This window comes from Vibrio sp. SS-MA-C1-2, assembly GCF_021513135.1.
Taxonomy (GTDB): domain Bacteria; phylum Pseudomonadota; class Gammaproteobacteria; order Enterobacterales; family Vibrionaceae.
The window spans coordinates 964918-977051 of the sequence record NZ_CP090981.1 but is presented as its reverse complement, the minus strand read 5'-3'; the positions used below and the strand labels follow the sequence as shown (position 1 = coordinate 977051).

The following is a 12134-nucleotide window of genomic DNA, read 5'->3' as shown; positions in this document are numbered from 1 at the left end:
TCTTTAACTTAGCTGCATTAATTTCATTTCAGTATAGAATAGCTATAAAATTTATTTGCATTTAAATAGGAAAATAGAAAATGTCTAAATCATCAGTGTTATTTCACCAAGCACAAGAAATTATTCCAGGTGGCGTAAACTCTCCAGTTCGCGCTTTTGCTGGTGTAGGCGGTGATCCCGTATTTATCGATCATGCTGATGGAGCTTACCTATACGATGTAGATAAGAACAAATATATCGATTATGTCGGTTCTTGGGGACCAATGATTTTAGGTCACAACAACCCGAAAATTCGTGACGCCGTGATTAAAGCCGCGCAAAATGGTTTAAGCTTCGGTGCACCAACTGAAGTTGAAATCACAATGGCAAACCTTGTTTCTAAGATGGTACCGTCGATGGAACAGCTACGTATGGTGAGTTCAGGTACAGAAGCAACCATGAGTGCAATTCGTCTAGCGCGTGGTTTTACCGGTCGTGACAAAATTATTAAGTTTGAAGGTTGTTATCATGGTCATGCTGATTGCCTATTAGTAAAAGCAGGTTCAGGCGCATTAACACTTGGTCAACCTAACTCTCCAGGCGTTCCTGCTGATTTTGCAAAGCACACACTAACTTGTACTTACAATGATATCGAATCAGTTAAACAGGCATTTACAGAATACCCAGGTGAAATTGCTTGTATCATTGTAGAGCCAGTTGCCGGAAACATGAACTGCATTCCACCCGTTGATAATTTCCTACAGAAGTTACGTGAAGTCTGTGACCAACAAGAGTCTCTATTAATTCTTGATGAAGTGATGACTGGTTTCCGTGTCGCTCAAGGTGGCGCTCAAGATTACTACGATGTAAAACCAGATCTAACCACACTAGGTAAAGTGATTGGCGGTGGTATGCCGGTTGGCGCATTTGGTGGTAAGAAGGAAGTGATGCAGTATATTGCTCCGACGGGCCCTGTTTATCAAGCGGGCACACTTTCTGGTAATCCAATCGCCATGGCTGCTGGTTTAGCATGTCTAACTGAATTAGATGGTAAAGAAGCGCAATTAGCTGCCCTGACCAAGAAATTAGCCGATGGCTTTGCAACCGCTGCAGAGAAACATAACATTGATCTGCTTGTTCATGTGGTTGGTGGTATGTTTGGTTTCTTCTTTACTGACCAAAAACAAATCACGTGCTACCAAGATGTCGCTAAATGTGATGTTGATAAGTTTAAAACCTTCTTCCACCTAATGTTAGATCAAGGAATTTACCTAGCACCATCAGCATTTGAAGCCAGCTTTTTATCACTCGCTCATACTGATGAAGATATTGAAGCGACACTTGTTGCTGTCGATCACGCTTTTGCTGAGATGGCGAAGTAAGTTAAAACCGATAAAATGACAAAATTCAAAATCGGTGAAACAACATCATAACCGTTGTTGATTCATACAAATAAAAGTGAGGCAAAATGTCTATAAATCATAGATAAAAGCCTCACTTTTTCATTTCAATACTCCGACTAACCAGATCAGTTTTTTATCCGCCTTTATCAACAAAATCAGTCACCAATATGAAAAATAGACTTGATCCATTTTAACGGTTTACGTTCGCATTTTTTCTTCCAGTGATTACTCTCATCCCAGACTGGTAATGATGTTGTGCCGCTACAATCTTCAATTAATGTATTCTGACCATTCAAATGATACTTATAGGTTTTAATTCCTTGTGGCCAACCTATTTGGAGTGGTGTCGCCCCTCGTAAAGAAAGATATTCACGGTAAATTTTGAGTGCACCAGATGCCCCTGTTAATTTCGTTGGTTTATTATCATCTCGCCCCACCCAAATGGTCGCGACTTCTTTACCATCAATGCCAACATACCAACTATCACGGTTATTATCCGTTGTCCCCGTCTTTCCAGCTAACTGATAAGAGGAAAATTTACTCTGTAATGAACGAGCTGTTCCTTGCGTCACCACTTTCTTCATTCCGTATAGGGTTAACCATGATGCTTGCTTAGCAACAACCTGTTTGCTTTTCGGCCAATACTGATAATGACTAATGCCATCTAAACCCACCACTGAACGTAATGCCGTTAATTGACTACGCCCACCAAGATTACCAATGGTTTGAAACATTTGGCTTACCTCCAATGGTGTCAAAGTATAAGAACCTAATAGAATTGACGGCACATCAGGGATCTCTTTACGATCGACGCCTAACTTGGTTAACGTCGAAATGACATTATCTAAACCATCGCTCATCCCTAAATTTACTGAGGGAACATTTAATGATTTAGCTAATGCCAAATAAAGAGGAACTTCACCTTGATATTTACGATCATAATTTCGTGGCGTCCACGTTTCGCCATTATCCATTTTTATCGACAAGGGTTTATCTTGCAATGACGTCGCCAATTGGTATTTTTTCGGCTGACTCAATGCTGATAGATAAACAGCAGGTTTGGTTAATGAGCCTATCTGACGGCTGGCATTAATAGCGCGATTAAATCCAGCATAGCCCGGCTTACTACCTCCAACAATGGCTCGAATCTCTCCAGTTTGACGATCGACAATCACCCCTGCGGTTTCGATTCCTTTGCCCGATCGACGTTCAAGTTGTGGAATCATCATTGAAACAGATGAATCAAGCGCTTCTTGAGAAATCGGATCAAGTGTCGTAAAAACTCTAAAACCCTGCCCAGGTTTAAATATACTGCCTAATTTCTCTTTCAATTCATTTTTAACTAATTGAAAGTATGCTGGCTGGCGACTCGCCACTTTTGGTGATGATTGAATATCAAGAGGGCGAACCACCGCTGATTCGTATTCATTTGGCGTTAAAATATTCTGTTGTAACATCAGCTTTAACACTAAGTCACGACGATTAAGCGCACGTTCTGGGTAGCGCCATGGGTTATAAAATGAAGGCCCTTTCACTAAGCCGACTAAAAAAGCCAACTGATCAATTCGTAATTCTTGGATTGGGCGTCCAAAATAGAGGCGTGCCGCCAAACCAAAACCATGTACTTCACTGCCTCGATTTTGCCCTAAGTAGACCTCATTTAAGTAAGCTTGAAGAACACGATCTTTGCTATAACGATGATCAATAACAACAGCGATATAAGCTTCTTGCAACTTACGCCAGATTGTTCTGTCACGAGTTAAAAACAGATTTTTTGCTAACTGTTGAGTAAGAGTGCTTCCCCCTTGTACCGTTCTACCTGCTTTTAAATTCACAACCATAGCACGTAAAATAGCTAGAGGAGAGATGCCATCATGCTGATAAAAACCACGATCTTCCGTCGCAATCAAAGCATCCACTAAGATCTCAGGGAATTGCTCTCTTGGAATAAAGATCCGTTGCTCATCACTGCCTGTATTTAGCATCCCTAACATTTTAGGTTCAATACGTACAAAGCCTAATGGTTTCTCATTAGTCACGCTTTTTATCGATTGTAATTGATGATCGGCAAAGATCAGCATTACATGACGAGAAGGTGAAGGCCCATCTTCAAAATCAAAGGGACGACGGATCAATTCAATCTTTGTTTTGGAAGAAGAATACTCTCCCGGACGACGAGGATGTTGAACTTTTAAGTATTTTAGAGAATCTAATTCACGCTTCACATCGGCATGACTAATATTCATACCTGGTTCAAGATAAAGTACACGTCCATAAACGGTGGCAGGAAGCTGCCACATTTGACCATCGAACTTATTTCGCACCATGCTATCGAGGTAGACACCAACTGCAAATAAAATCACGATGACTACCACCGAAAGTTTTAAACCTAATATAGAAAGTCGAAAAAGTCGGCTTCTTGCTGGTTTACTTTTTTTCTAGTACTTCTTTTATTAGTATTGGCTTTTTTAGTCGGCGCTTTCCTGGTCGTTTTAGGCTTACTAGTTTGCGTCGTACTCGGTTTTTTGGCAGTCATATACGTTCTAATTAATATTCAACAAATAAGGGGCGTAACTCGTTCAAAACGCGCCATAGAGGATGATAACTCTAACACTGTTCTCACTATAAATTGTCTTTTTTCTGTCATAAGGCACTAAATACCCCGTTAATGACGTTGAAAATTTCGTTTCGTTTTCGCCGTTGGTTGATGCTCTGCGGGGTTATCTGGCCAAATATGTTTAGGATAACGTCCTTTCATCTCTTTCTGCACCTCTTTGTAGCTCCCTTGCCAAAATGCGGCTAAATCTTGAGTAACTTGTAATGGTCGTTGAGCAGGAGAAAGAAGCTCTATCACCAATTTAACTTTTTTATTGGCAATACTTGGGGTTAACGGTTCACCAAACATCAACTGCAATCGAACTGATAATGTTGGTGCTTGCCCAAGCTGATAACGAATTCTCATCCGATCCCCTGTTGGAACTTGGTAATGGGTCGGTAAGAGTTTATTTAGTTGCTGAACACGATCCCAACCAAACCAATTCTCTAGAGCTTGATAAATATCAACCCCCTTTAATCCTTTTAACGAATTAACACCATTTAAATAAGGGAGCAGCCACTGATCTAAATGATCTAATAACCATTGATTATTGATCTTATCCTTTGTCTCTTTCGTTTTGTCTAGGATCTCTTCGGGCACCCAATCACACGCACATTGATAACGTAACCATAAGCTTTCACTCTTATCTTGCCAATTGAGCACTGATAACCCTTTACGTCGAACCGCTTTAATTAACGCGTCAGCGACAAGATCTTGACTCGGATTATTTAACGCTTTTTTACTGATCACTAATGTCCCTAATTGCTCTCTTTTTTCAGCAATCAGGCGGCCTCGTTTTTCGTCCCATTCTGCAACTTCTTGCCATTTAATCAGATAAGGAAAAGCGGCATTTAACTGCTCAAGGTCAACCGCTGCAGCAGTAAATATTTTGCTCTCACTTCGCCCTTGGTTAAGCATTAAATGATTAACCACGATTATCTTTTCTTGTGCTAGTCGCGCCGTCTCATCTAATAACGCACCTTGACCATTTGCCAACAAGTAATGAGAAAACTGATCCTGATTATTTTGTGATCGCTGTTGAGCAATACGATCGGGGAAACCTACCGCTAACAATAGACCAATCCACTCAGCAGAAATTTGCCACTTTTTATTTAAAGGTGCTTGGCTATTTAAACGATGATGAAGCTGCTCCGCTCGACGATAGATTAGCTCTTTCTGTGGAAAATAGTGCCCACTTGAATGAGTTGTGAGTTGTTGCAACTGAACAACAAGATCAACGGAAGAGTGTGATAAATTTTGTTCCAGCAGCGCCACCAACAACAATGCAGAAGTTAAAATAATCGGATTTTTTTCTGCTGAGATAAACGTAATCCCTGAGTCAAAATAACCCCGAATCGAGGATCACTACCAATCTCAACCACCTGACGACCAATCGTCGTGATCTTTCTTTGCTGATCAAGAATACCAAGTTGAATTAATAACTGATAACCCTGATCCAAAGCGCGACCATTTGGTTGATCTAACCATTGTAATTCATCAACGGAAGTACATCCCCACTGAATAAGATCTAAAGCGAGAGATGTGAGATCAGAACGTAAAATCTCTGGAGAAGCGACTTCAGGTTGGCGTTCAAATTGATCGATACTGTAGAGACGTAAACAGTATCCCGGCTCAATACGTCCAGCACGACCTGCTCGTTGAATCGCCGATGACTTAGCAATGCGTTTGGTCTCCAATCGAGAAATACCACTTTTTGGATCCCAGCTTGCTATACGTTCCAATCCGCTATCAACCACTAATCGAATACCTTCAATGGTCAAACTAGTTTCAGCAATATTGGTCGCTATCACTACTTTCCGTTGACCTTTTTTAGACGGTTCAATCGCTTGCTGTTGTTGCTTTGAGGATAACTTGCCATACAAAGGAGCGATGATCACGTCGCGTTGTAGTTGAGCATTCTGTTTTATACACTCAATTAATCGCTGTTCTAATTGTCGGATCTCATAAGTCCCCGGAGCAAAGAGTAATAACGATCCTTCTTGAGTTAGTAGTAACTTTTCCACCGCTTTAATGGTTTGATCAAAACGATAACTTTGCGAAAGGTTTCGAGAAAGATTTTTATCTCCAGTGATCGTTTGATACGCAATCTCTACGGGATAACTGCGCCCTTCTGATTCAATATAACTAGCCTCAGGAAGAAGAGATTGTAATGCCTGTTGATCAAGGGTTGCAGACATCACCACCAATTTAAGATCATCTCGTAATGCAGCTTGAACATCGAGAGAAAAAGCTAATGACAAATCAGCATGAATACTGCGTTCGTGAAATTCATCAAAGATCACCATGCCAATACCAGATAACTCAGGATCCTGCTGTAGCATTCGAGTCATCACACCCTCGGTAATAATCTCGACTTGGGTATTACCACTAACTTTATTCTCCCCTCTAACCCGAAATCCAATCGAATCACCCACCATTTCACCACGTTGAGAGGCTAGGTAATTCGCAATATTCTTTGCTGCTAAGCGACGGGGCTCTAAGATTAATATGCGCCCATTTAATGTTAATCGACCATGATTAACCGCATCCAATAAAGCAAGAGGCAAGCGTGTTGACTTACCCGCGCCTGGAGGTGCTTTGATAATTAATTGAGTATTGCTCGCTAATTGAGCAATGATTGGATCTATTACTTGATCAATCGGTAATGTCGTCACAAAAACACCTTAAAAGTCAGAGTTATCTCGGTTATTTTACTGCTATTCGATGGATAGCTAAACATTTATACCTAAAGTAATTGGAGCCCCTAGTCAGCGGTAAATGAGTGAGGCTCCATGAGTATAGGTGTATATTATATAATTAGGCCGAACGAATGATGCCAATACCCTAACAACTTCAAGTAGGAAGGAGATAGGATAAAATAATTACACGCTGATGATTAGAAGATTTAATAAAGGATGACTATGTATTTTTCACCACCACTTCAAGCTGCAAAATTGATAAAACGCTACAAACGTTTCTTAGCCGATATTGAACTAGAAAATGGCGAAATCACCACGATTCATTGCGCTAACACAGGAGCAATGACGGGATGTGCTACCCCCGGTGATACCGTTTGGTATAGTGACTCTAACAATCCTAAACGTAAATACCCTTACAGTTGGGAACTCACCGAGACTCAAGAGAGTGCATTTATCGCCATTAATACGGTTAAAGCAAACAGTTTAGCAGAAGAGGCGATTCTCAATGGTGTGATTCCCCAACTACAAGGGTATGACACCCTTAAACGTGAGGTAAAGTATGGGCAAGAAAATAGTCGAATTGATATACTTTTGACAAACCCTGAACGTCAAGATTGCTATATTGAAATTAAGAGCGTCACTTTATTAAAGGATCAAGGTCATGGTTATTTTCCTGATGCTAAAACGGAGCGAGGACAAAAACACCTTCGAGAACTAACCGATATCGCACAACAAGGAAAAAGAGCCGTTTTGCTCTATACTGTTTTACATTCGGCTATCAAAGATGTTGCCGTTGCTAAGGAGATAGATCCTCAGTATGCCACTCTGTTAGGTTTAGCCATAAAAGCAGGAGTTGAAGTCATTGCCTACAAAGCAGAACTCTCTCCAAGTGGAGTATCTCTCACTCATGAAGTGATTTTTATTAATTAATGAAAACCTTAATTTTTGCAAAAACGTTCACAACAGTTAACTTAATTAACAAGAATAATTTGCTTATACTGTTTGTTTCTGATATAGATACCGCCCTATTTTGACCCTAGGTCAAAAAGCCTAGGTAAAAAAGAGTTTAGGAGAAGAGCTATATGCCAGGTACAACGTTAAAAAAATCGCTTGGAATTATGGCGATTGCTGGAGTTAGTCCTTACCAAGCGAAAGCCGGTGAGGAATATATGAATGAAGCACAAGTTGCTCATTTTTATAAAATATTAGACGCATGGCGCAATCAACTTAGGGAAGAAGTTGAACGTACTGTAAACCATATGAAAGACGAAGCAGCAAACTTCCCTGATCCAGTCGATCGCGCAGCGCAAGAAGAAGAATTTAGTCTTGAACTACGTAACCGCGATCGCGAACGCAAGTTAATTAAAAAGATAGAAAAGACATTATTGAAACTAGAAGACGATGACTTTGGTTTCTGTGACCAGTGTGGTATTGAGATCGGTATTCGTCGCCTAGAAGCGCGTCCTACCGCAGATCTTTGTATCGACTGTAAAACTCTTGCTGAGATTAAAGAGCGTCAAATGGCGGGCTAAGCTATTTTGTTTTTTATCTCATCAAATGAAAAAGGAGCATTAGTGCTCCTTTTTTGTCTTTTATTTATACGTTCATTTGTTTTATTATTCTATTATTGTTGATAAGTTGTTTATCTTTTATGTCATATATTGGTCGCTTTGCACCATCTCCATCTGGTGCGTTACATTTTGGTTCTCTTGTCGCTGCTTTAGGAAGCTACCTTCAAGCTAAAGCCAATAACGGATTATGGCTCGTTCGGATGGAAGATCTTGATCCACCTCGAGAACAACCAGGAGCCGCTGCAGACATTCTTTCAACATTAGAAAAATTTGGTCTTCATTGGGATAAAACTGTTGTCTATCAAAGTCAGCGTCACGACCTTTATCAACACTATATTGATCAGTGGCTAGCAAGTGGAGAGGCTTATTATTGTCAATGTACTCGTAAGCAAATTAAAGTATTTGATGGTTATTACCCGGGTACTTGTCGTGATAAACAGCTTTCAACCAAAGATACCGCGATAAGAATTAAAGTAAAGCAACCTGAACTCTCCTTTAATGACTTACATTATGGTAGAGTAGCGATTCCGTCACGGCTGGCTGAAGAAGATTTTATTATCCGTCGCCGAGATGGCTTATATGCCTATAACCTTGCCGTCGTTATTGATGACATTGAACAAGGGGTGACTGAGGTTGTGCGTGGCGCTGATCTCATCGAGCCAACAGGTAGACAGATAACGCTATATAAAATATTGGAACATCAGCCAGTAAATTATCTACACTTACCTTTAGCGGTAAATAGTGAAGGTAATAAGTTATCGAAACAGAATCATGCTCCTGCAATTAGTGAACATGATCCCGTCGAAATGTTGATTTTAGCACTACAGTTTTTAGGTCTCTCACCGCCAATGGAGCTTCGTTACCAAACAACCGAAGCGACTCTAAACTGGGCGGTACATCATTGGGATATATCTCAACTACCTAACTCAACCGAAGTGACATCAACGTTTTAATAAATAGTAACTGATTGATCTATAATTAACAGTTGTGATTTGATTTTTTTATATCTTGGGGTGTTTTATCTTTAGTCGTGTTGCTAAATTTTGTCGTAATGTTCTAACCAAAAATGACAATAATAAAATTGTAGAGGAGATGTCGCTACAGATATTCCCTCGAGACCAACATTGTGTCTCCCGTAAAAACATCAGTGATAATGCATTGAAGGTACTATTTCGCCTCCATAAAGCCGGTTATCAAGCCTATCTTGTGGGTGGTGGTGTTCGCGATCTTCTTTTAGAGTTACCCCCTAAAGATTTCGATATTGCAACGAATGCTACACCCGACGAGATCAAAAAATTATTCCGTAACTGTCGTTTAATTGGTCGTAGATTTAGACTTGCCCATATTCTATTTGGTCGAGAAGTTATCGAAGTTGCGACGCTTCGCGGTCATCATGATAGCGATAAATTAGCGCAACAAGTCTCTTCACAATCGGATGAAGGCATGTTGCTCAGAGATAATGTTTACGGCTCAATAGATGAAGATGCTGAACGTCGTGATTTCACCATCAATGCAATGTATTACGATATTGCCGATTACTCAATTCGAGATTACGCGGGTGGTATTGCAGATTTAGAACAAGGTATTATTCGACTGATTGGTGATCCTGACGTTCGCTATCGTGAAGATCCGGTACGCATGTTGCGTGCTGTTCGTTTTGCTGCAAAGCTTGATATGACAATTGCGGCAAGAACGGCTGACCCAATCCCTCATTTAGCATCACTGCTTCATGAGATCCCAGCAGCTCGTCTATTTGAAGAGTCATCAAAACTTTTACAGTCGGGTCATGGTGTTGCAACTTATCAATTACTGCGCCAATACCAACTCTTTGAACCATTATTTCCACAAGTTCACCAATACTTAACTGAAGATGGGCAAAGTGAAACAGAACAAATTATCAATATTGCTCTAGCATCAACAGATAAGCGAATAAACCAAGGGTTACGTGTCAACCCTGCCTTTATGTTTGCCGCACTACTGTGGTACCCACTGACTAGTGAAGCGAAACGTATCTCGACCGAGAGAAATATTCCTTATTATGATGCCTTCTTAATCGCAATGAATGAGGTTATCAGTAAGCAAGTTAAAGCCATTGCGATACCAAAACGCTTTACTGCGATGATTCGTGATATTTGGTTGTTACAACTTCGTCTCCCTCGTCGTAGTGGTAAACGTGCTTTCCGCTTGATGGAACAAGACAAATTTAGAGCTGCTTATGACTTTTTAGAGATGCGTGGAAAAGTCGAGGGGGGTAAAACTGAGGAGTTAGCTAATTGGTGGACATTGTTCCAAGATAAAGGGCATAACTACCGTCAATACATGGTGCAAAATATGAATGAGCACCCAGCAAAACGTCCTCGTAAACGTAAAAAGAAACAACCTGAAAGTGAAGGATAACAAGCAATGAGTCACACCGTATATATTGCGATTGGTAGTAATCTAGGATCTCCCATTGAGCAAGCCAAACTCGCAATATCTGCGCTGGAGATGATACCGAACACAACTCTTGTTAAGGTATCATCGCTCTATACTAGCAAGCCGATGGGACCTCAAGAGCAACCCGAATATGTCAATGCAGTTGCAGAGATTAATACCGAACTATCCCCTCTTGAACTTCTAGATCAAACCCAAAAGATTGAGCAACAACAAGGTAGAGTGAGAAAAGCGGAACGCTGGGGACCAAGAACCTTAGATCTCGACATGCTGCTTTATGATCAACAGATCATCGAAGATGAGAGATTAACCGTACCTCATTACGGGATGAAATTACGTGAATTTGTCCTGTATCCGTTATCAGAAATTGCATCAGACCTTATTTTACCGGATAATGTTCACTTATCTGAATTATTAAAGCAAATCCCATTAAATGGATTAACAAAACTAGAGAGTCATTAAAGTCTCCTTATTAATTAAAACGTCAACACAACTAAAATTACAAGGGGATACATCCATGCACACCGTTGCTGAAATAGCTGACGTCCGTCAACAGATCCAACAATGCAGACAAAGCGGACTACGCATCTCATTTATTCCAACAATGGGTGATCTACATGATGGACACATCTCATTAATCAAAGCAGCAAAAGAGCGTGCAGAGATTGTCGTGGTATCAATTTTTGCTAACCCTCTACAGTATGATAATCCTGAAGAAGCCGTTCCTCTTAAAAACCTTGAAAGTGACCAAGCTAAACTCATTGAAGCAAATGTTGATATTCTCTATACCCCATCAACAGAGTCGCTCTATCCTAATGGTTTTGACCTGAAAACCTATGTCGGTATGCCTGACCTTTTTCAGCTACTCGATAATAGTTACCGTCCTAATTACTTTCGCGGTGTCGCAACAGCAACTCTAAAACTGCTCAATATCGTTCAGCCAGATATGATTGTATTAGGTAAAAAGAACTATCAACATTTGACAATTATTCGTCAAATGATTACCGACCTATCGCTAAATATAGATGTCGTTACTGTTCCGATTGTGAGAGATATGGATGGTGTCGCGATCAGTTATCGCAATGAATTCCTCACCATTGATGAACGCCAAAGAGCTCCTGTTGTAGCTCGGACTATTCGCTGGGTCAGCAGTCAAATCCGTGGCGGACGTAATGATTATCAAGAATTAGTGTTAGATGCTACCGATCAATTAAGAGCGGCAGGTTTCTACCCGAAAGGCATTACAATTTGTGACGCTTATTCATTACTCCCTGTGAGCTCAGAAAGTAATAAATTAGTCATATTAATGAAAGCCTCTATCGGTCATATTACGTTAACCGATAACCTCTCTGTCGATATTGTTTCTAAAGAAGAGTTAACAGAAGCAGAATAACTCTCCACCTTATTTTGACATAAAAAAACCACAATCCAGCTATCGATTAGCCAATAAGAT

Annotated in this window: 7 protein-coding genes and 2 pseudogenes; 7 read left to right on the top strand and 2 right to left on the bottom strand. The window is 40.4% G+C overall.

Annotation, left to right across the window (positions count from 1 at the left end):
- Positions 1–80: 80 nt before the first annotated feature.
- Positions 81–1361: a glutamate-1-semialdehyde 2,1-aminomutase gene (hemL, locus tag L0B53_RS09135; RefSeq protein WP_235061760.1), complete on the top strand. Its 1281-nt coding sequence runs from the start codon at positions 81–83 to the stop codon at positions 1359–1361.
- Positions 1362–1537: 176 nt separating this feature from the next.
- On the opposite strand, the pseudogene mrcB reads toward hemL, so the two are convergent.
- Both mrcB and hrpB read right to left on the bottom strand, forming a co-directional pair.
- A pseudogene (gene mrcB / locus L0B53_RS09130) lies at positions 1538–3918 on the bottom strand (penicillin-binding protein 1B).
- 129 nt (positions 3919–4047) lie between these two features.
- A pseudogene (hrpB, locus tag L0B53_RS09125) lies at positions 4048–6653 on the bottom strand (ATP-dependent helicase HrpB).
- 246 nt (positions 6654–6899) lie between these two features.
- On the opposite strand from hrpB, the gene sfsA reads away from it, so the two are divergent.
- The 6 genes from sfsA (at position 6900) to panC (ending at position 12074) form a co-directional block, all read left to right on the top strand.
- Positions 6900–7607, top strand: a complete 708-nt coding sequence (sfsA, locus tag L0B53_RS09120) for a DNA/RNA nuclease SfsA (RefSeq protein WP_235061758.1) — start codon at positions 6900–6902, stop codon at positions 7605–7607.
- Between the two features lie 152 nt (positions 7608–7759).
- Complete coding sequence (dksA, locus tag L0B53_RS09115; RefSeq protein WP_235061757.1) at positions 7760–8209, top strand: RNA polymerase-binding protein DksA; 450 nt, start codon at positions 7760–7762, stop codon at positions 8207–8209.
- Between the two features lie 119 nt (positions 8210–8328).
- Positions 8329–9201 carry a tRNA glutamyl-Q(34) synthetase GluQRS gene (gene gluQRS, locus L0B53_RS09110; protein ID WP_235061756.1) on the top strand — a complete coding sequence of 291 codons (873 nt, stop codon included), beginning with the start codon at positions 8329–8331 and terminating at the stop codon, positions 9199–9201.
- Between the two features lie 139 nt (positions 9202–9340).
- Complete coding sequence (pcnB, locus tag L0B53_RS09105) at positions 9341–10645, top strand: polynucleotide adenylyltransferase PcnB (protein ID WP_235061755.1); 1305 nt, start codon at positions 9341–9343, stop codon at positions 10643–10645.
- A 6-nt stretch (positions 10646–10651) separates the two neighbouring features.
- Positions 10652–11143 carry a 2-amino-4-hydroxy-6-hydroxymethyldihydropteridine diphosphokinase gene (gene folK, locus L0B53_RS09100; RefSeq protein WP_235061754.1) on the top strand — a complete coding sequence of 164 codons (492 nt, stop codon included), beginning with the start codon at positions 10652–10654 and terminating at the stop codon, positions 11141–11143.
- Between the two features lie 55 nt (positions 11144–11198).
- A complete protein-coding gene (gene panC, locus L0B53_RS09095) occupies positions 11199–12074 on the top strand; it encodes a pantoate--beta-alanine ligase (protein WP_235061753.1) in 876 nt (291 codons plus the stop codon).
- Positions 12075–12134: the final 60 nt, after the last annotated feature.

What these genes read in the sequence shown, in the direction of transcription:
- hemL (WP_235061760.1), top strand. Translation starts at nt 81, where the DNA reads ATGTCTAAATCATCAGTGTTATTTCACCAAGCACAAGAAATTATTCCA.
- sfsA (WP_235061758.1), top strand. Translation starts at nt 6,900, where the DNA reads ATGTATTTTTCACCACCACTTCAAGCTGCAAAATTGATAAAACGCTAC.
- dksA (WP_235061757.1), top strand. Translation starts at nt 7,760, where the DNA reads ATGCCAGGTACAACGTTAAAAAAATCGCTTGGAATTATGGCGATTGCT.
- gluQRS (WP_235061756.1), top strand. Translation starts at nt 8,329, where the DNA reads ATGTCATATATTGGTCGCTTTGCACCATCTCCATCTGGTGCGTTACAT.
- pcnB (WP_235061755.1), top strand. Translation starts at nt 9,341, where the DNA reads ATGTCGCTACAGATATTCCCTCGAGACCAACATTGTGTCTCCCGTAAA.
- folK (WP_235061754.1), top strand. Translation starts at nt 10,652, where the DNA reads ATGAGTCACACCGTATATATTGCGATTGGTAGTAATCTAGGATCTCCC.
- panC (WP_235061753.1), top strand. Translation starts at nt 11,199, where the DNA reads ATGCACACCGTTGCTGAAATAGCTGACGTCCGTCAACAGATCCAACAA.